Source organism: Streptomyces sp. bgisy159 (assembly GCF_965341775.1).
Lineage (GTDB): Bacteria > Actinomycetota > Actinomycetes > Streptomycetales > Streptomycetaceae > Streptomyces.
Genome location: NZ_CBDQZH010000031.1, coordinates 1 through 20,442, shown reverse-complemented (window position 1 = coordinate 20,442; position 20,442 = coordinate 1). Strand labels below are relative to the sequence as shown.

Genomic DNA, 20,442 nt, shown 5'->3' with positions numbered 1-20,442 from the left:
GCCACCCTTGACCCATGCCCGAAGGTGACACGGTCTGGCAGGCCGCGCGGCGGCTGGACACCGCGCTCGGCGGCAAGGTGCTGACGCGCACCGACCTGCGGGTCCCCCGGTACGCCACCGTGGACCTCACCGGCCGTACCGTCCTGGAGGTCGCCGCGCGCGGCAAGCACCTGCTGACCCGCGTCGAAGGCGGCCTCACCCTGCACTCGCACCTGAAGATGGACGGCGCGTGGAAGGTGTTCGCACACGGCCAGCGCTGGAGCGGCGGCCCCGGCCACCAGATCCGCGCGATCCTCGGCACGGCCGACCGCACGGCGGTCGGCTACCGCCTCCCCGTCCTCGACCTCCTGCGCACCGCTGACGAGAGCCGGACCGTCGGCCACCTCGGGCCCGACCTGCTGGGCCCGGACTGGGACCCGGAGCGCGCCCTGACCAATCTGCTCAGCGATCCCGGCCGCCCCCTCGGTGAGGCCCTTCTCGACCAGCGCAATCTCGCCGGCATCGGCAACGTCTACAAGAGCGAACTCTGCTTCCTGCTGGGCGTCACTCCCTGGCTGCCCGTCGGGGCCCTGCCCGCCGACCGTGCCGGGAAGCTGCCCGCGCTCGCCCAGCGCCTCCTGGAGGTCAACCGCGACCGCCCGGTCCGTAACACCACCGGCCGCCGCGGTCAGGACCTCTTCGTCTACGGCCGGGCACCGCGCCCCTGCCTGCGCTGCGGCACCCCCGTCCGTGTGGCCGAGCAGGGCGACGGCTCCCGGGAACGTCCGACGTACTGGTGCCCGTCCTGCCAGCCGGGCCCGGCCCCCGACCGGAGCGCCCCGCGCCCGCGCCGCCGCACATCTGATTGACGGACCGTCAGATCTGCTCGTACGGTCGCCTCATGGCCGTGAAGGCGTACGACCTCACCGGACGCGCCGCGTTCGTCACCGGCGCCGCGAGCGGCATCGGCCGCGCCTGCGCCGTACTGCTCGCCGAGGCGGGCGCCACCGTGCACGGCGCGGACCGTGACACCCGGGGCCTGCACGAGACGGCCGCCCTGATCGAGACGCACGGCGGCGTCGCCCACAGCCACCGGGTCGACGTCACCGACCGGCCCGCTCTGCGCCGGGCCGTCGAGGCCTGCGGTGAACTGCACATCCTGGCGGCGGTGGCCGGGATCATGCACAGCGGCACGGTTCTGGAGACCACGGACGAGGACCTCGACCGTGTCCTGGGCGTCAACTTCAAGGGGGTGCTGTACGCCTGCCAGGAGGCGGCGCGGCTGATGATCGCGTGCGGCACGCGCGGCAGCATCGTCACGATGGCCTCCGGCGCCGTCGACACCGGCGGCCCGGGCCTCCTGTGCTACTCGGCGGCCAAGGCGGCCGTCGTGCAGCTGACGAAGACCCTGGCGGCCGAGACCGGCCGACACGGCATCCGGGTCAACGCGGTGGCCCCGGGCTGGATCCGCACCCCGATGACCGACCGCCACGACCCGGAAGCCCGGTCCCGTACCGAGACGGCCATGGCCCGCCTGTCCCCGCTGGGCCGCGTCGGCACCCCTGAGGACGTCGCCCATGCCGTGCTGTACCTGGCCTCGGACGCCTCGGCGTTCACGACGGGGCAGATCCTCCGCCCGAACGGCGGCGTCGCGATGCCCTGGTGACCGGTGGGCCGGCGGCCCACGCCGCCCGGCTCCGCCCTGGCGAGCGCGCGCCCGCGGCCCGCGCCTTCGGCACACAGTGCACCGGCAGCAGGCTCAGCCCCCAGCCGCCGGCCACGACCGCGCCTTCCAGAACGCCGGAGCCGGGTGCCACCGCGAGCCGGGCCACGGCCCACCACCACAGCGCGCCGAGCCCCACGGCACCCGCCCGCCGCCCTATTCGCCCCGCCACGCGGCCGCCCTCAGTCCTCCCCCGGGACGTGGTCCCACCGGTTCCCCGTCACGCGCTCTCGGCCTGGAACATCCAGTGGTGCTTCTCCAGGTCCGCGGTGATCCCGATCAGAAGGTCCTGGCTCACGGGATCGGCGTCCGCCGTCGCCGACACGCGTTCCCTCATACGAGTGATCACCGCACCCAGCGCCGCGACCAGCACGGCCACCGCGTCCGAGTCCTTGACCCAGCCCTGGGGCGCCGTGCCGATCCCGCTCCCGGCCGCCACCGTCGTCGCCCGTCCGTCCGGAGACACGCCCAGCGCGGACGCCCGCTCCGCCACCGTGTCGGAGTGCGTGCGCGCGCTGGCAACGACCTCGTCGAGCTGAAGGTGGACGGACCGGAACCGCGGCCCGACGACGTTCCAGTGCACCTGCTTCGCCACGAGCGAGAGGTCCACCAGATCGACCAGCGCTCCTTGCAGGGCCTCCCCCACGGTCTTCAGGTCGGCTTCGGCCAGCGGGCTCTTCACGACGTTCATGCAGTACCTCCGGGTCATGGCCCCTCGCTGTGCCCCTCCACGATGGCCTGCCCGACACAGCCCGGCAAACGCACACCGACCGCACGCCTCCCCCAGGCACGAGAAAACCCCGGCCACACCGCTCCGGATGGTCCCGGAGCGGCCCCGGCCGGGGCCTGACGCCTGTCCGCGTCGGTTCAGACGCTCACGCGGCGACCACGTCCACCGCTTCGCTGGGCGCCTTGATGGTCACCCGTTCCGGCGGCACGCCGGTCACCGACACGGAACCCAGCATCGGACGGACCGATGTGGGCACAGGCTCGCTGGGGGTGGCCGCAGCAGACTGGGCCAGCTCGGCGAGGGCGAGTTCGTCGCTCACTTCCCGCATGAGCTCGGACATCCGTACGTCCAGCGCGTCGCAGATGGCGGAGAGCAGTTCGGAGGAAGCCTCCTTCTGCCCCCGCTCCACCTCGGAGAGATAGCCGAGCGAGACTCGGGCGGACGAGGAGACTTCGCGCAGAGTACGGCCCTGGCGCTGGCGCTGCCGACGCAGCACGTCACCAAGCAGGCGACGGAGCAGAATCATCGGTGGCTCCCTCCTCGGACCGCGTAACCGCATCCTTCACGCCCCACCGTACCGCCTCGCGCTGCGGCCGTGCGGGGAGCGATGTCGTGTTCACTCAGGGCTGCAAACATCAAAACCCCCCGTTCTGTTCCGTATCCTGTGCCCGCTCATTCCCGGTAAGTTCGCCCGCAAGCTCCCTCAGAAGCAGTGCGAGTACGCTCCGTACACTCTCTCTACGGATTTCCGCGCGGTCGCCGTTCAACCGCAGGGCCTCCACTTTTCCGCCAGGGGCGGAACCCGAACCAGGGCCGAACGGCCCGTCCACCGCGACGAAAACGGTGCCCACGGGCTGCCCGTCCTGTGGGTCGGGGCCTGCCACACCGGTGGTAGCGATCCCCCAGTCGGCGCCGAGCGCCTTGCGTACTCCGGCCGCCATCTGGGCCGCGACCTGCGGATCCACCGCCCCGCGCCCGGCCAGCAATGCGGCGTCGACGCCGAGCACCGCCTGCTTCAACTCGGTCGCGTACGCGGTCACCGACCCCCGGAAGGCCCGGGACGCCCCTGGAACCGCGGTGATCTCCGCCGCCACCAGGCCACCGGTCAGGGACTCGGCCACAGCGAGGTTCTCACCCCTCACTGTGAGTAGTCGCACCACGTCGGCGGCCATGGAACTCACTCTTCCGACTCCTCCACCACTGCTTCGCGCCCCTTGATCCCCCGTCGACGCAGCACAATGGCTTGTCTCACATAGTCGAGCCCGCTCACCACGGTCAGGACGACCGCCACACCCATCACCCAGAACCTCAGCGTCGCCAGCCATCCCGTCAGCGCCAGGATGTACATCCCCACCGCCACGCCCTGGGTGAGCGTCTTGAGCTTGCCGCCCCGGCTCGCCGGGATCACCCCGTACCGAATGACCCAGAAACGCAGCAGCGTCACCCCGAGTTCCCGGCCGAGGATCACGACCGTCACCCACCAGGGCAGATCACCCAGCGCGGACAGACAGATCAGAGCCGCTCCCATGATCGCCTTGTCGGCGATGGGGTCGGCGATCTTCCCGAAGTCGGTGACGAGGTTGTACGTCCGCGCCAGATGCCCGTCGAACAGATCGGTGATCATGGCGATGGCGAAGGCCGCCCAGGCGAACGAGCGCCACGCCGGGTCGTAGCCGCCGTCGGCCAGCATCAACGCGACGAAGCCGGGCACCAGGACCAGCCGCAGCATCGTCAGCAGGTTGGCGACGTTCCAGACGCTCGCCTGGTTCACGGCGGCGGCCGCCAGCTTCCCGCCCCGGGCCGTCCGGGCGCCGTCCTGGCCCTCGTCGTCGGCGGCGGGCGCCTGACGGGCCGGCGAGGACCCGCCCGCGGCCGATGCCGGCGCACCCGTCATCTGCCCGCCTCCTGAACCGGCCCGGACGAGCCCGGCAGGGGCTCGGCCACCAGGTCGACACCCTCCGTGCCGACCACCTTCGCCTCGACCATACGACCGGCGGCCAGCCCCTCGCCGCTCGTGAGGAGCACTTGGCCGTCCGTCTCCGGCGCCTGGTGCGCGGCTCGGCCGTACACGCCGTCCTCGGCGCGGTCGTCGCCGGGGACCGACTCGACCAGCACCCGCACGGTCTCCCCGACCCGGTCCTCCGCGCGCTGGGAGACCAGTTCCTCGGCGAGCCGGGAGATGTGGGCCAGCCGCTCGTCGACGACGTCCTGGTCCAGCTTGCCGTCGTACGTCGCCGCCTCGGTGCCCTCCTCGTCGGAGTAGCCGAAGACACCGATCGCGTCCAGGCGCGCGTGGGTGAGGAAACGCTCCAGCTCGGCCAGGTCGCCCTCGGACTCACCGGGGAAGCCGACGATGAAGTTGGAGCGCACACCCGCCTCGGGCGCCTTGCTCCGGATGGTGTCCAGCAGCTCCAGGAAGCGGTCGGTGTCGCCGAAGCGGCGCATCGAGCGCAGCACGTCGGGTGCGGAGTGCTGGAAGGAGAGATCGAAGTAGGGCGCGACCTTGGGGGTCGAGGTCAGGACGTCGATCAGCCCCGGCCGCATCTCGGCCGGCTGCAGATAGCTGACCCGCACCCGCTCGATGCCGTCGACCTCGGCCAGCTCGGGCAGCAGGGACTCCAGCAGGCGGATGTCCCCCAGGTCCTTGCCGTAGGAGGTGTTGTTCTCGGAGACCAGCATGATCTCCTTGACGCCCTGCTCGGCCAGCCACCGCGTCTCGTTCAGCACGTCGCTCGGACGGCGCGAGATGAAGGAGCCCCGGAAGGAGGGGATGGCGCAGAAGGAGCAGCGGCGGTCGCAGCCGGATGCCAGCTTGACCGAGGCGACCGGGGCGCCGTCCAGGCGGCGGCGCAGGGGCGCGCGGGGGCCCGAGGCCGGCGCGAGGCCCTCCGGCAGATCGGCCGGGGCGTGCCCGGGCAGTGCGACCTCGGCTGCCGACTCCTGCCGCTCGGCCGGGCTGATCGGCAGCAGCTTGCGCCGGTCGCGCGGGGTGTGCGAGGCGTGGATGCCACCGCTCAGGATGGTCTGGAGTCGGCCGGAGATGTCGGCGTAGTCGTCGAACCCGAGCACGCCGTCGGCTTCCGGCAGTGCATCCGCCAGCTCCTTGCCGTACCGCTCGGCCATGCAGCCGACTGCCACGACGGCCTGGGTTCTGCCGTGGTCCTTGAGGTCGTTGGCCTCCAGGAGGGCGTCGACGGAGTCCTTCTTGGCGGCCTCGACGAAACCGCAGGTGTTGACGACGGCGACGTCGGCGTCCTCGGCGTTCTCCACGAGCTGCCAGCCGTCCGCCTCCAAACGGCCTGCGAGCTCCTCCGAGTCCACCTCGTTACGGGCGCAGCCAAGAGTGACGAGTGCGACGGTACGGCGTTCAGGCATGGGCTCAAGAGTACTTTGTCCCACCGACAGCGAACGTCGACGGGGTTGGCGATCACCGCCAACCCCGCACGCACGTACGTATCGCTCACCCGACCTGAGGGTCGCCCTTGGTGTACGTCAGGCGCTCCACCGCACCGGGCTGCCAGTCGTCCTCGATCTTCTTGCCGTTGACAAACAGGTCGATCGCGCCGGCGTCGCCGAGCACCAGGTTGATCTTCTGGCCGTCCTGGAAGGTCTTGGTCTGGCCCTTCTTGAGCAGTCCGTCGAACAGCAGTCGGCCGTTGTGGTCCTTGGCCGAGATCCAGCTGCGCCCGTCGGTCGCGCTGACCTGGACCGTCACCTTGTCCTGCGGCGCGGCGGCGATGGCGCTGTCCGAGGGCTCCGGCTTCTGGTCGCCGGGCTTGTCGGGCTTCGGCGTGGCCGAGGTGGAGGTGCTCGCCGACGGGCTGGTGCCCTCGGCGACCGGATCCTTCGTACCGTCGTCGCCGCCCTTGAAGGCGGTGAACGCCACGAAGCCGATGACGGCGACGATCGCGGCGACCATGGCCGCCGTCCAGTTCGGTCCCCGCCGCTCGGGCCGGATCCGCTCCGCCTCGAACAGCGGTGCGGCCGGGGTGGGGGCGGGACGGCCGCCGTGGGTGGCGTCGTACTGCTCGATCAGTGGTTCGGGGTCGAGGTGGACGGCCCTGGCGAGGGTGCGGATGTGGCCGCGCGCGTAGACGTCGCCCCCGCAGGGCGCGAAGTCGTCCGCCTCGATGGCGTGGATGATGGCGATGCGGACCCGGGTGGCGGTACTGACGTCGTCGACGGTCAGCCCGGCCTCGATCCGTGCCTGGCGCAGCGCACGGCCGATGGAGGGGCGGGTTTCGTCGGACGCGTCATCAAACGGACGCTCGTCTTCAGGGGAGTTGCCGATGGACACGGGGGCGCCTTTCGAGCGTGTAGCCACCTGTGCTGGAGGTTCAGTGTAGGGGGGGTACGAAAGGGTGGGGCAACCGGGCGGTAGGACTTTGTACGCCATCGGAATGGCCGGACACGCCGACGGCCTGGCCAGGTCCGGACCCCAGGATGAGATCCGAATCTGTCCTCTCGCTCAACTTGACGTGCGCCGAGGGGAAACGGTTGCCCTGGGTTCCCTAACGGGTGAGTCACGAAGGGCCGTCTGCCCCACAGGCACCTGTCTACCCTTCGGACTCCCCACGGATCAGTGCGAGTACACCGTCCAACTCGTCCGGTTTCACGAGCACATCACGTGCCTTGGAACCCTCGCTGGGCCCCACGATGTTCCGGGACTCCATGAGGTCCATCAGACGCCCCGCCTTGGCGAAGCCCACCCGCAGCTTGCGCTGGAGCATGGACGTCGAGCCGAACTGCGTGGAGACGACCAGTTCGGCCGCCTGGCAGAGCAGGTCGAGGTCGTCGCCGATGTCCTCGTCGATCTCCTTCTTCTGCTTCGTCCCCACGGTGACGTCGTCCCGGAAGACCGGCGTCATCTGCTCCTTGCAGTGCCGCACGACGGCCGCGACCTCGGCCTCGGTGACGAACGCGCCCTGCATTCGGGTCGGCTTGTTCGCGCCCATCGGCAGGAACAGCCCGTCGCCCTTGCCGATCAGCTTCTCCGCGCCGGGCTGGTCGAGGATGACCCGGGAGTCCGCCAGCGACGACGTGGCGAAGGCGAGCCGCGACGGCACGTTCGCCTTGATCAGACCGGTGACGACGTCGACCGACGGCCGCTGGGTGGCGAGCACGAGATGGATGCCCGCCGCGCGCGCGAGCTGCGTGATGCGCACGATGGCGTCCTCGACGTCCCGGGGCGCGACCATCATCAGGTCGGCCAGCTCGTCGACGATCACCAGCAGGTAGGGGTACGGCTGCAGCTCCCGCTCGCTGCCCTCGGGCGGCTTCACGGTCCCCTCGCGCACCGCGCGGTTGAAGTCGTCGATGTGCCGGTACCCGTAGGCGGCCAGGTCGTCGTACCTGAGATCCATCTCGCGCACCACCCACTGCAGCGCCTCGGCGGCCCGCTTGGGGTTGGTGATGATCGGCGTGATCAGGTGCGGGATGCCCTCGTAGGCGGTCAGCTCGACCCGCTTGGGGTCGACCAGGATCATCCGGACGTCCTCGGGGGTCGCCCGCATCATGACCGAGGTGATCAGGCAGTTGATGCACGACGACTTGCCGGAGCCGGTGGCGCCGGCGACCAGGATGTGCGGCATCTTCGCCAGCGAGTGCATGACGTATCCGCCCTCGACGTCCTTGCCGAAGGCGACCAGCATCGGGTCGTCGTCCTCGGCGGACTCCGCGAGACGCAGGACGTCGCCGAGGTTGACCATTTCCCGGTCGGTGTTGGGGATCTCGATGCCGACCGCCGACTTGCCGGGGATCGGGCTGATGATCCGCACGTCGGGGCTGGCGACGGCGTAGGCGATGTTCTTCGTCAGTGCGGTGATCCGCTCCACCTTCACCGCGGGGCCGAGCTCGACCTCGTAGCGGGTGACCGTCGGCCCGCGGGTGAAGCCGGTGACGGCGGCGTCGACCTTGAACTCGGTGAAGACGTTCGTCAGCGAGGCGACTATGGCGTCGTTGGCCGCGCTGCGCGCCTTGCCGGGTCCCCCGCGCGTGAGCAGGTCCAGCGAGGGCAGCGCGTAGGTGATGTCACCGGACAGCTGCAGCTGCTCGGCCCGCGGCGGCAGCTCCCGGGGGGCCTCCGGCGGGGCCTTGGTGAGGTCGGGGACGGCATCCGTGCCGGTCTTCTGCCGCCGGTCACGCGCGGCCGGGCCCGGCACGGGCGTCGGTGTGGTCGGTTCTCGGTCGCCGACGCTCACACCGTGGGTGAGGTCGGCGACTACGGGCGAGGGCGGCATGCCGTGCAGGACGGCCCCGTCGAGGTCCGCGGCGGCGGCCGCCGCGATGTCCACGGCGTCCCTGCGGCGGTCCATCGCCGGCTGCGGCACGGCCGAGCGGCGCGGACGGCCGCGGCGCCGGGTGAGGGCCTCCTCCTCGGCGCCGTCGGGGTCGTACCCGGCCGGGGCGCCCGAGCGGCGTCGGGGGCGCGTGGGCAGCGCCTCACGCCACTGCTCGTCGTAGCGCGCGTCGTCGTCGGTGTACTCGTCGTACGCCCCGTCCTCGGGGTCGGGCAGGACACCCAGCCGTACGCCGAGCTGCCGCAGCCGCTGCGGGATCGCGTTGACCGGCGTGGCGGTGACGACGAGCAGGCCGAAGACGGTCAGCAGCACCAGCAGCGGTACGGCGAGCACCTCGGTCATGGCGAACGTCAACGGGGTCGCGGCGGCCCAGCCGATGAGGCCGCCTGCGTCCCTTATGGCCTGCATTCCGGCGCTGCGGGCGGGCGAGCCGCAGGCGATGTGGATCTGGCCGAGGACACCGACGAGCAGCGCCGACAGGCCGATGACGATCCGGCCGTTGGCCTCGGGCTGCTCCGGGTGGCGGACGAGCCGGACGGCGATCGCCGCGAACACGACCGGCACCAGCAGGTCGAGCCGGCCGAAGGAACCGGTCACCAGGATCTCGACGAGATCGCCGACCGGGCCGCGCAGATCGGCCCAGGTACCGGCGGCGACGATCAGCGCGACGGCGAACAGCAGCAGGGCACTGCCGTCCTTGCGGTGCGCCGGGTCGAGGTTGCGGGCACCGTTCCCTATGCCGCGCAGTACCGCGCCCACGGCGTGCGCCAAGCCCAGCCAGAGGGCGCGCACCAGCCGGTAGACGCCCCCCGTGGGACTGGGCGCCGGTTTCGGCGGTGTCTTCTTGGCGGCGGCCTTCCGGGGCGCGGCCTTCTTGGCGGGCGCCTTCTTGGCCGGGGCCTTTTTGGCGGCGGCCTTCTTCGCCGGAGTCCTCGCGGGAGCGGCCGGCTTCTTCGCGGGCTGCTTCTTGGCTGCGGAGGAACGTGAGGCCATGGGTGTGAGGTTACCGGGGGAGACGACAGCGGACACGTGTGCCCACTGCTTCACCCGTTCGTGTCGTCCTTGCGCGGGCGCCGGACTGACGGGCGCTCATGCGCCGGGACGGACCACGGCCCGCCCCAACGCGTGCGCCCGGCACGTCAGTTCTGTGACGGAACCGAGGTGGCGCCGCTGCCCGTGCCCGGTTCCAGGGCGTCCAGCGCCCGGCGCAGACCGGTGAGTTTGCGCTCCAGATGAGCCGCCGTCGCCACCGCTGCCGCGTCCGCGGAGTCGTCGTCCAACTGCTTGGACAGGGCCTCGGCCTGCTCCTCGACGGCGGCGAGCCGCGCGGACAGCTCGGCCAGCAGTCCGGCCGCCTCCTTGCCGTCGCCGGCCACCGACTTGCCGCCGCCGCCCTCCAACTGCAGCCGCAGCAGGGCCGCCTGCTCACGCAGCTGGCAGTTCTTCATGTAGAGCTCGACGAAAACCGACACCTTGGCGCGCAGCACCCACGGGTCGAACGGCTTGGAGATGTAGTCGACCGCTCCCGCCGCGTAACCCCGGAACGTGTGGTGCGGTCCGTGGTTGATCGCGGTGAGGAAGATGATCGGGATGTCCCGGGTGCGTTCCCGCCGCTTGATGTGCGCAGCTGTTTCGAAACCGTCCATTCCCGGCATCTGGACGTCCAGCAGAATGACCGCGAAATCGTCCGTCAGCAGTGCTTTGAGCGCCTCTTCCCCGGACGATGCCCGCACCAGCGTCTGATCGAGCGCCGAGAGGATCGCCTCCAGCGCCAGCAGATTCTCCGGCCGGTCATCGACCAGGAGGATCTTGGCCTTCTGCACCATGGCCCGCCCTCCTCGCCCCGGCAGTGCACCGGGCGCCGCCCCTGGGGACGACTCCTTTGCGCCGCCCTTCCTTGTGCCGGTCATGGTAGCCGCACCCCGACCGTCGCCACACCCTGTCACCGCGATGTCACTGTGCACGTAGCAGGAACGCGGCGCGGGACCAGAAGGTTCCCCGGATCCCACGTCTTCACACGAACTCCGCCACCGTCAGTCAGCAACGCACGACGACGGCCGGAGGTTCCCGGCCGCCGGCCGCCTCGCCGCCCTCCGGTCACTCGCCGCGCATCCACTGCCGCATCACCGACAGCAGGTGATCGGGATCGACCGGCTTCGTCACATAGTCGGACGCGCCCGACTCGATCGCCTTCTCCCGGTCGCCCTTCATCGCCTTGGCCGTCAGGGCGACGATCGGCAGCCCGGAGAACTGCGGCATCCGGCGGATCGCCGTGGTCGTCGCGTACCCGTCCATCTCGGGCATCATGATGTCCATCAGGACGACGGCCACATCGTCGTGCTGCTCCAGGACCTCGATGCCCTCACGGCCGTTCTCCGCGTACAGCACGGACAGCCCGTGCTGCTCCAGGACGCTCGTCAGCGCGAACACGTTGCGGATGTCGTCGTCGACGATGAGGACCTTCTCACCGCCGAACCGGATGCCCACCCGCGCGCGCGACGCGTCGTCCTGCTCGGCACTCACCCACTGGTCACGCTGCCCGAGTCCGACCCCGGAGCGGCGGCGGCGCCGGAACAGGGCGGCCGCACCGTTCTGCGTCTCCTGGTACGACTTCACCTCGGCCGGCGTCTCGATCTGCACGCCGGACAGCTCCACCGCACCGCTGAGGCCGCTCTCCGACGCCAGCAGGTCGCCGGCCTCCAGCGCGGGCAGATTCTGCTGGTATCCCTGCGGCGGCAGCTCGCTCGGGTGCAACGGCAGGTACAGCGTGAACGTGGAGCCGCGGCCGGGCTCGCTCTGCGCGTGGATCTCCCCGCCGAGCAGCTGCGCGATCTCCCGCGAGATCGACAGCCCGAGGCCCGTGCCGCCGTACTTGCGGCTGGTCGTGCCGTCCGCCTGCTTGAACGCCTCGAAGATCACCCGCATCTTGCTCGCCGCGATCCCGATGCCGGTGTCGGTCACCGAGAAAGCGATCATCTTGGCGTCCGGATCGGTCAGCGAACCGGCCTCCAGCAGTTGCTCGCGGATCGACTGCGGCACATCGACTCCGGCCGGCCGGATGACCAGCTCCACCGACCCCGAGTCGGTGAACTTCACCGCGTTGGACAGCAGGTTCCGCAACACCTGCAGCAACCGCTGCTCGTCGGTGTGCAGCGTGGCGGGCAGCTCCGGCGAGACCCGTACGGACAGGTCCAGGCCCTTCTCCGCCGTCAGCGGGCGGAAGGTGGCCTCGACGTAGTCGACCAGCTGGACCAGGGCGATCCGCGTCGGCGAGACGTCCATCTTGCCCGCCTCGACCTTGGACAGGTCCAGGATGTCGTTGATCAGCTGCAGCAGGTCGGAGCCGGCCCCGTGGATGGTCTCGGCGAACTCCACCTGCTTCGGCGAGAGGTTGCCCTCCGCGTTGTCGGCGAGCAGCTTGGCCAGGATCAGCAGCGAGTTCAGCGGCGTACGCAGCTCGTGCGACATGTTGGCCAGGAACTCGCTCTTGTAGCGCATCGACACCGCGAGCTGCTCGGCGCGCTCCTCCAGGACCTGCCGGGCCTCCTCGATCTCGGTGTTCTTCACCTCGATGTCCCGGTTCTGACGGGCCAGCAGCTCCGCCTTCTCCTCCAGCTCGGCGTTGGACGCCTGCAGCGCCTTCTGCCGCTGCTCCAACTCCGCCGACCGCTCCCGCAATTGCTCGGTCAGTTCCTGCGACTGCTTCAGCAACTGCTCCGTCTTGGTGTTGACGGAGATCGTGTTGACGCTGGTCGCGATCATCTCGGCGAGCTGGTTGAGGAAGTCCTTCTGGATCTGCGTGAACGGCGTGAAGGACGCCAGCTCGATCACGCCGAGCACCTTGCCCTCGAACAGCACCGGAAGGACGATCACCTGCGCGGGCGGGGCCTCCCCCAGCCCCGAGGAGATCTTCAGGTAGCCGCTCGGCGCGTTCTCGACGATGATCGTGCGCTTCTCCTGGGCGGCCGTCCCGACCAGCGCCTCACCCGGCCGGAACGACGACGGCATGGAGCCCATCGAATAGCCGTACGAACCCAGCATCCGCAGCTCGTACGCCTCGCCCTCCTCCTCGGCGGGCGGCATGGCGAGGAAGAACGCGCCGTGCTGCGCGGCCACCAGGGGCGGCAGCTCGCTCATGATCAGCGAGGCGACGTCCTCCAGGTCGCGCCGGCCCTGCATCAGCGCCGACACGCGCGCGAGGTTGCCCTTCAGCCAGTCCTGCTCCTTGTTGGCGATCGTGGTGTCGCGCAGGTTGGCGATCATCTTGTTGATGTAGTCCTGCAGCTCCTGGATCTCGCCGGAGGCATCGACGTCGATCTTCAGGTTGAGATCACCGCGGGTCACCGCGGTCGCGACGCGCGCGATGGCGCGCACCTGGCGGGTGAGGTTCCCCGCCATCTCGTTGACGGACTCGGTGAGGTCGCGCCAGGTGCCGTCGACGTCCCGCACCCGGGCCTGACCGCCGAGCTGCCCCTCGGTGCCCACCTCGCGGGCCACCCGGGTGACCTCCTCGGCGAACGACGACAGCTGGTCCACCATGGTGTTGATCGTCGTCTTGAGTTCGAGGATCTCACCGCGGGCGTCGATGTCGATCTTCTTCGTCAGATCGCCCTTGGCGATGGCGGTGGTCACCATGGCGATGTTGCGTACCTGGCCGGTCAGGTTGGACGCCATCTGGTTCACCGACTCGGTGAGGTCCTTCCATGTGCCGGCCACGCCCGGCACATGCGCCTGGCCGCCCAGGATGCCGTCCGTGCCCACCTCACGGGCCACCTTGGTGACCTGCTCGGCGAACGAACTCAGAGTCTTCACCATGGTGTTGAAGGTGTCCGCGAGCTGGGCGACCTCACCGCGCGCCTCGATGGTGACCTGCCGCGTCAGATCGCCGTTCGCGACGGCCGCGGCCACCTGGGAGATGTTGCGCACCTGCATGGTCAGGTTCTTGGCCATCAGGTTGACGTTGTCGCTGAGGTCCTTCCAGATGCCGACCACGCCGGGCACATGCGCCTGGCCGCCCAGGATGCCCTCGGTGCCCACCTCGCGCGCGACCCGCGTCACCTGCTCCGCGAACGACGACAACTGGTCCACCATCGTGTTGACGGTGGTGACGAGTTCCAGGATCTCGCCCTTGGCGTCGACGGTGATCTTCTTCGACAGGTCGCCCTTGGCGACCGCGGTGGTGACCTCCGCGATGTTGCGGACCTGCATGGTCAGGTTGTTCGCCATGAAGTTCACGGACTGCGTGAGGTCCTTCCAGGTGCCCGAGACCCCCTGCACCTCGGCCTGGCCGCCCAGGATGCCCTCCGTGCCCACCTCACGGGCCACCCGGGTCACCTGCTCCGCGAACGACGACAGCTGGTCCACCATCGTGTTCAGGGTGTTCTTCAGCTCCAGGATCTCCCCGCGCGCGTCCACGGTGATCTTCTGGGAGAGATCACCCCGGGCCACCGCGGTGGCGACCTGCGCGATGTTGCGCACCTGAGCCGTGAGGTTGCCCGCCATCCCGTTCACGGAGTCGGTCAGGTCCCGCCACACGCCGGCGACACCGGGCACCTGCGCCTGACCGCCGAGCCGCCCGTCGGTGCCCACCTCACGCGCGACCCGTGTGACCTGGTCGGCGAAGGCGGAGAGCTGGTCGACCATCGTGTTGATGGTGTTCTTCAGCTCCAGGATCTCCCCGCGCGCGTCGACGTCGATCTTCTGCGACAGGTCGCCGCGCGCCACGGCCGTCGTCACCTGGGCGATCTGGCGCACCTGGGAGGTGAGGTTGCCGGCCATGAAGTTGACGGAGTCCGTGAGCTCCTTCCAGGTACCGGAGACGCCGTCCACGCGCGCCTGACCGCCCAGACGGCCCTCGGTGCCCACGTCCCGGGCCATCCGGGTCACTTGGTCGGCGAAACTCGACAGCTGGTCCACCATCGTGTTCACGGTGTTCTTCAGCTGGAGCATCTCGCCGGAGACGTCCACGGTGACCTTCTGCGACAGGTCACCGTTGGCGACCGCCGTGGTCACCTGCGCGATGTTCCTCACCTGTCCGGTGAGATTACGGAACGCCGTGTTGACGGAGTCCGTCAGGTCCTTCCACGTCCCCGCCGCGCCCGGCACCTGGGCCTGACCGCCCAGCTCTCCCTCGACACCGACCTCCCGCGCCACCCGGGTGACCTCGGCGCCGAAGGCGGACAGCTGGTCCACCATCCCGTTGACGGTGTTCTTCAGCTCAAGCATCTCGCCGGCCACGTCGACCGTGACCTTCTGGGACAGGTCACCGTTGGCGACCGCCGTCGTCACGGCGGCGATGTCACGCACCTGAGTGGTGAGGTTGCGGAACACGGTGTTGACGGAGTCCGTGAGGTCCTTCCACGTCCCGGCCGCTCCCGGCACGTTCGCCTGGCCGCCGAGCCGCCCCTCCGCGCCGACCTCGTTGGCCACCCGCGTGACCTCGTCGGCGAAGATCCGCAGCGTCTCGGTCATCTGGTTGATCGTCTCGGCCAGCCGCGCGACCTCGCCCCGCGCCTGCACCGTCACCTTCCGCGACAGATCACCGCTGGCCACCGCGGTGGTCACCTCGGCGATGCCGCGCACCTGGGCCGTCAGATTGCCGGCCATGGTGTTCACCGAATCGGTGAGTTCCTTCCACACGCCGTCGACGCCGGGCACCTGCGCCTGACCGCCCAGGATGCCCTCGGTGCCCACCTCACGCGCGACCCGCGTCACCTCGGACGAGAAGGCCGAGAGCTGGTCGACCATCGTGTTGACGGTGTTCTTGAGCTCCAGCATCTCGCCGGCGACGTGCACCGTCACCTTCCGCGAGAGATCACCCTTGGCGACCGCCGTCGTCACCAGCGCGATGTCCCGCACCTGCGCGGTCAGCCGGTACGCCATGGTGTTGACGGACTCCGTCAGGTCCTTCCACGACCCCGACATGCCGCGCACCTGCGCCTGACCGCCCAGCTTGCCCTCGGTGCCGACCTCGCTGGCCACCCGGGTGACCTCGTCGGTGAACGTGGACAGCTGATCGACAAGGTTGTTGACCGTCCGCCCGACCTTCAGGAACTCCCCGCGCAGCGCATGTCCCGGCCCCTCCGGGGTGTGCGCCCGCAGCTCCATGCGCGGCGACAGATCACCCTCGGCGACCGCCGACAGCACCCGGCTGACCTCGGAAACCGGCCGTACGAGATCGTCGACCAGCGCGTTGGAGTGGTCGATGGCGGCCGCCCAGGAGCCCTCACAGGCCCCCGTCTCCAGCCTCTCGGTGAGTTTTCCCTCACGTCCCACGACCCGCCGGACCCGCGACAGCTCGCCCGTCAGATGCAGATTGCGGTCGGCGACCTCGTTGAAGACCGCCGCGATCTCGGACATCACGCCGTCCCCGGACACCGTGAGCCGCTTGCGGAAGTTCCCGTCCCGCATCGCCAGCAAAGCCGCCAGCAGACGGTTCAGGGCGGCTGTGTCCACCGCCGTGGTCCCGCCTCGTGGAGCTCGCTGCTCGCCCAGGGACTGTCCGCCTTTCGCGCGCGCCTTAGTGCTTCGCGCCGCTGCGCCAGACTCCACTGTGTCCCTCCCGCAGGGGTCGACCGTTGCTGCTGTGCCCGGTGCTCTTCGCCGTACTGATGCTGCTGCGTGTTTCCTGCCCGATGTGATCAGCTCCGCACGCGTGCCGCCACCCCCCGTACCCGGGTGGCAGTCGGCCCACCCGGACTCACACAGGGAGCCTGCCCAGTGTTTCACCCTCACCGAACCAGGCCATAACAGTTCGGCAGCTTCGCACACCGTCCGCACACCGACGGGCGGAAACACTGCTGACCGGCATCCGCTCGGACGGGGAAGGTAAGTAACCTTGCATGCGGCTGTCCAGCCGCGCCGGTCCGACCGGCCTGGGCGGTGGCACGAGTACGAGCGGGCATCGGAGGGGCGGCCGCAGACATGACCACCGGACTGATCCCGGGGGGACAGCCCCCGGACCCCCGTCCGACCGGAGCACGACCGCCCCACCAGCGGCGCGCCCCGGACGACCCGGGAGTCCAGCACGTCGACGACCGGCCGAGGAGTTCTGTGATCACCGCGCGCGCGGCTGCCAGTTTCGAGCCCGTAGGGCGTTCGGTCGCGACCGCCCGCTCCTTCGTCCGCGACACCCTCCAGGGCTGGGGTTTCGCCGACATCGTCGATGACGCCGTCGTCCTCACGAGCGAACTGGTCACCAACGCCGTCGTCCACGCGGGTACCCACGCCGACGTCCTCTGTCTGCGGGGTGACGACGGCGTACGCATCGAGGTCTCCGACCGCTACCCCGAGCGCGAGATCCCCCTGCAGGCCTCGCACGCCGACATGGGCAGCCCCGACCGCGAGGGTGGCCGCGGACTCCAGCTGTGCGCGGCCATCGCCGGCCGCTGGGGTGTCGAGTACACGCCCACCCACAAGAACGTGTGGTTCCAGATCGCCCTCCCCGACCGCCCGGTCGGCACCCGCACTGCCGGCCCGTCTCTCCCCTCCCACCTCCTCCCGCTCGCCGACGCCCGTGTCCGCGTCGCAGTCGTCCAGATCGACCGTGCGGGCACCATCTCGGCCTGGAACGAGGACGCCGAGGAACTCTTCGGCTACCCGGCCGACCAGGTCACCGGCAAGCCCCTGACCGATCTCGCGGCCTGGCCGCACACGCCGGGCACCAGTACCGGCATCGCCGAGGCGCTCCACCTCTCCCGCTGGGAGGGCAGCTACGGCATCAGAGGCGCCAACGGCCGCGTCACCCCGGTGTACGCCTCCCACCTGCGTGTTCGTGACACCGGCGGCGAGCCCTCCACGGTCTGCCTCCTGGTCCGTGACCACGAGCGCGCCGTCCTGCAGACACCGGCGCGGCTGCCGTCCTCCGACCCGGCGCCCACGAGCGACGGGCAGAGCACCGACCCCTTCGAGGTCTTCATCGGCTCCCCGGCCCCGGACGACCTCGACGGCCTCCTGCAGCGCACGGTCGAACGCGCCCGCGACATGCTCGACGCCGACTCGGCCTTCCTGCTCCTCGCCACCGACGACGAGACCGAGCTGGAGGTCCGCGCGTCCACCGGACTGCCCTCCGCCCGGCAGCGCTTCGCGCGCGTGCCCGTCGAAGCGGGTCCCGGCCGCTACGGCTCGGCCCGCATGCCGGCCGTCCACGAGGACCTGCTGGCCGTCCCCGGCGCCGTACCGCTCCTCAACGGGACGGGCATGCGCTCGGTCGTCACCGTCCCCCTCAAGGTGGAGGGCCGCCTCACCGGCTCCCTGGGCGTCGCGGCCGAGGCACCCGGCCGCTATTCCAACGAGGAGGCGCTGCGCCTGCAGTTCGCGGCCGACCGCATCGCCCTCGCAGTGGAGTCGGCCCGCCTCGGCGAGCTGGAGCGCCTGCGCCGCGGCTCGCTCAGCTTCCTGGTGGAGGCGTCCGACCTGCTGGCCGGCACCCTGGACCGCGACCAGACGCTGGCACTGATGGCCCAGATGACGGTCCCGACGCTCGCCACCTGGTGCGCCGTCTACACGATCGCCGACCAGGCCTCCGAGCCGTATCTGTCGTACGTCCTGCACGAGGACGAGGAGCTCATCGACGGCATCAAGTCGCTGCTCTCGAAGATCTCACCGCCGGACCCGGTCCCCACGCCCGGCGCCCGTGTCTGGCCCGCCCCGGGCCAGGCCGCGCACGACGCTGCCCTGCGCAGCTCGATGCGCAGCCTCGGCCTGACCGGCGGTCCCACCCACCAGGTCGCCTCCGGCATCGGCCCGACCCTCGCCACGGCCTCCGCGGTCGGCGGCGAGACCGTGGTGCTTCCCTTGGTCGCCCGCAACCGCGTCATCGGCATGCTGACCCTGGGCAAGCCCACCGACGAGCACTTCCGCCAGGAGATCCTGGAACTCGCCGAGGACCTGTCCCGCCGGGCGGCTCTCGCCCTCGACAACGCCCGCCTCTACTCGGAGCGCACCGCGATCAGCCAGTCCCTCCAGCGCAGCCTGCTCCCACCGGAGCTGCCGCAGATCGACGGCGTGGAGGCCGAGGTCATCTACCGTGCGGCCGGCGAGGGCAACGAGGTCGGCGGCGACTTCTACGATCTCTTCCCGATCAGCGACGGCGCCTACGGCTTCGCCATCGGTGACGTCTGCGGCACCGGCCCGAACGCCGCCGCGGTGACCGGCCTGGCCCGGCATGCCCTGCGCCTGCTGGCGCGGGAGGGCCTCAGCGGTCCCGCTGTCCTGGAGCGCCTGAATTCCGCCATCCTCGACGAGGGCGCCCGCAGCCGCTTCCTGACGCTCCTGTACGGGGAGCTGCGCCCACAGGAGGACGGCAGCGCCGAGCTGAAGGTGGTCTGCGCCGGCCATCCGCTGCCGCTGCGCCTGCGCCAGGACGGCACGGTGGAACCGGCCGCCGAACCGCAGCCCCTGCTGGGCGTGATGGAGGACCTGGAGCTGTACGAGCAGACCGTCACGCTCGCCCCGGGCGATGTCCTGCTGTGTGTCACGGACGGCGTCACGGAACGCCGCGAGGGCACCCGCATGCTCGGCGACGACGGCCTGGCCGACGTTCTGACGACCTGTACGGGCCTGACCGCGGGCGCGGTGGCGGCCCGCATCATGCGCGCCGTGGAACGCTTCGCCTCGGACGCTCCGTCCGACGACATGGCGATCCTCGCCATGCGAGTGGCGTGACGGGAAGCATGAGAAAACCCCCGCCCGGAAGGGCGGGGGTTTTCTCATGGACTACTTGGCTGAGCCCCCAAACGGAATCGAACCGTTGACCTTCTCCTTACCATGGAGACGCTCTGCCGACTGAGCTATAGGGGCTTGTCGCTTCGTGGGTTTCCCCCCGCGGCAACGGAATAGATCATACCCCGAACAAGTCGCTGTTCCCAAACTCGTTCAGGCGGCCGGCTGCAGCAGTCCACCGAGGGCGTTGCAGGCACCGGCTGTCCGCCGCATCTCACGTTTCGTCAGCGATCCGTCGACGGGCAGCGCCAGCGTCTCGTCGGCGGCCCGTTCGGTCTCGGGCAACGACACCCACCGCCGGAACTCGGGCAGCCTGTGTACCGGTGTCTTCACCGGTACCCGGCATTCAACGCCCTTTGCCCGCAGGGCCCTTGCGAAGGCGTCCCGGTCCGGCCGGCCGTTCCCGGGCACCCGCACCACGTACTGCTGATACGTGTGCCCGTCACCGCCCTCAGGTGGCCGCACCCCACGCAGCCGCGCGTCGAGGTACTCCGCCCGCTCCCGCCGCCGCGCGACCTCGTCGTACGACGCCTCGCACTCGGAGTGCTCCAGTACCAGCAGCCCGTGCCGTCGCCCGACCTCGTGCATCCCGGCCGACTCCGCCGTCCGCCCGAAGCGGTGTACGGCGACCACGCCCGCCGTGCGCGCTGTTACGGCGGCTTCGACAGCAGCGGGATCGAGACAGTAGGTCAGCGGATCTATGTCCGCGAACACCGGCAGCGCGCCCACGTGCGTCACCGCTGCGGCGACCTCGACGTTCCCGAAGGCCGGCACGATGACCTCGTCTCCGAGTCCGATCCCAGCGGCCCTGAGCAGTGCGGCAGTTCCCATGCCGCGATGCTGGCCGCCCAACGTGAACCGGTGATTACGGGAAATGAAAAAGGGTGGGTCCCCGAACCGAAGTTCGGGGACCCACCCTTATCAATAATAGTTCGGCGGCGTCCTACTCTCCCACAGGGTCCCCCCTGCAGTACCATCGGCGCTGTGAG

The 20,442-nt window shown here is 70.3% G+C and carries 14 protein-coding genes and 1 tRNA gene; 3 read left to right on the top strand and 12 right to left on the bottom strand.

What is annotated here, in order from left to right; translation table 11 throughout:
- Window positions 1-14: 14 nt before the first annotated feature.
- Both ACSLTV_RS25670 and ACSLTV_RS25665 read left to right on the top strand, forming a co-directional pair.
- Window positions 15-848 (top strand): Fpg/Nei family DNA glycosylase, encoded by an 834-nt coding sequence (locus ACSLTV_RS25670; protein WP_432136256.1) that lies wholly within the window; start codon window positions 15-17, stop codon window positions 846-848.
- 32 nt (window positions 849-880) lie between these two features.
- A complete protein-coding gene (locus ACSLTV_RS25665; RefSeq protein ID WP_435612971.1) occupies window positions 881-1,645 on the top strand; it encodes an SDR family NAD(P)-dependent oxidoreductase in 765 nt (254 codons plus the stop codon).
- On the opposite strand, the gene ACSLTV_RS25660 is transcribed toward ACSLTV_RS25665, so the two are convergent.
- From ACSLTV_RS25660 to ACSLTV_RS25615, 10 genes are all read right to left on the bottom strand, one after another.
- A complete protein-coding gene (locus ACSLTV_RS25660; protein ID WP_432136254.1) occupies window positions 1,593-1,874 on the bottom strand; it encodes a hypothetical protein in 282 nt (93 codons plus the stop codon). The two genes, ACSLTV_RS25665 and ACSLTV_RS25660, sit on opposite strands and share 53 nt — an antisense overlap.
- Window positions 1,875-1,922: 48 nt before the next feature.
- Window positions 1,923-2,393 carry a Dps family protein gene (locus ACSLTV_RS25655; RefSeq protein ID WP_432136253.1) on the bottom strand — a complete coding sequence of 157 codons (471 nt, stop codon included), beginning with the start codon at window positions 2,391-2,393 and terminating at the stop codon, window positions 1,923-1,925.
- Window positions 2,394-2,577: 184 nt separating this feature from the next.
- Window positions 2,578-2,958 carry a helix-turn-helix domain-containing protein gene (locus tag ACSLTV_RS25650; RefSeq protein WP_062700236.1) on the bottom strand — a complete coding sequence of 127 codons (381 nt, stop codon included), beginning with the start codon at window positions 2,956-2,958 and terminating at the stop codon, window positions 2,578-2,580.
- Window positions 2,959-3,067: 109 nt separating this feature from the next.
- Window positions 3,068-3,613, bottom strand: a complete 546-nt coding sequence (locus ACSLTV_RS25645; RefSeq protein WP_432136252.1) for a CinA family protein — start codon at window positions 3,611-3,613, stop codon at window positions 3,068-3,070.
- Window positions 3,610-4,326, bottom strand: a complete 717-nt coding sequence (gene pgsA, locus ACSLTV_RS25640; protein ID WP_435612970.1) for a CDP-diacylglycerol--glycerol-3-phosphate 3-phosphatidyltransferase — start codon at window positions 4,324-4,326, stop codon at window positions 3,610-3,612. The genes ACSLTV_RS25645 and pgsA overlap by 4 nt, the downstream gene beginning before the upstream one ends.
- Window positions 4,323-5,807, bottom strand: coding sequence for a 30S ribosomal protein S12 methylthiotransferase RimO (rimO, locus tag ACSLTV_RS25635; protein ID WP_435612969.1), 1,485 nt, complete (start codon window positions 5,805-5,807; stop codon window positions 4,323-4,325). The genes pgsA and rimO overlap by 4 nt, the downstream gene beginning before the upstream one ends.
- Before the next feature lie 85 nt (window positions 5,808-5,892).
- Window positions 5,893-6,729 carry a helix-turn-helix domain-containing protein gene (locus ACSLTV_RS25630; RefSeq protein ID WP_432136249.1) on the bottom strand — a complete coding sequence of 279 codons (837 nt, stop codon included), beginning with the start codon at window positions 6,727-6,729 and terminating at the stop codon, window positions 5,893-5,895.
- Between the two features lie 259 nt (window positions 6,730-6,988).
- On the bottom strand, window positions 6,989-9,724 hold the full coding sequence (locus ACSLTV_RS25625; RefSeq protein WP_432158953.1) for a DNA translocase FtsK: 2,736 nt from the start codon (window positions 9,722-9,724) through the stop codon (window positions 6,989-6,991).
- Between the two features lie 146 nt (window positions 9,725-9,870).
- Complete coding sequence (locus ACSLTV_RS25620) at window positions 9,871-10,557, bottom strand: response regulator (protein WP_432136247.1); 687 nt, start codon at window positions 10,555-10,557, stop codon at window positions 9,871-9,873.
- Between the two features lie 271 nt (window positions 10,558-10,828).
- The gene (locus tag ACSLTV_RS25615) at window positions 10,829-16,282 is read right to left on the bottom strand and encodes a HAMP domain-containing protein (RefSeq protein WP_432158952.1); all 5,454 of its coding nucleotides are present in this window, start codon (window positions 16,280-16,282) and stop codon (window positions 10,829-10,831) included.
- 372 nt (window positions 16,283-16,654) lie between these two features.
- Here ACSLTV_RS25615 and ACSLTV_RS25610 point away from each other — a divergent pair, with 372 nt between their 5' ends.
- Window positions 16,655-19,396: a SpoIIE family protein phosphatase gene (locus ACSLTV_RS25610; RefSeq protein WP_432136245.1), complete on the top strand. Its 2,742-nt coding sequence runs from the start codon at window positions 16,655-16,657 to the stop codon at window positions 19,394-19,396.
- A gap of 62 nt (window positions 19,397-19,458) precedes the next feature.
- Here ACSLTV_RS25610 and ACSLTV_RS25605 read toward each other — a convergent pair.
- Window positions 19,459-19,531 (bottom strand) — tRNA-Thr (locus tag ACSLTV_RS25605).
- Window positions 19,532-19,606: 75 nt separating this feature from the next.
- The gene (locus tag ACSLTV_RS25600) at window positions 19,607-20,284 is read right to left on the bottom strand and encodes a DegT/DnrJ/EryC1/StrS family aminotransferase (protein ID WP_435612968.1); all 678 of its coding nucleotides are present in this window, start codon (window positions 20,282-20,284) and stop codon (window positions 19,607-19,609) included.
- Between the last annotated feature and the right edge of the window lie 158 nt (window positions 20,285-20,442).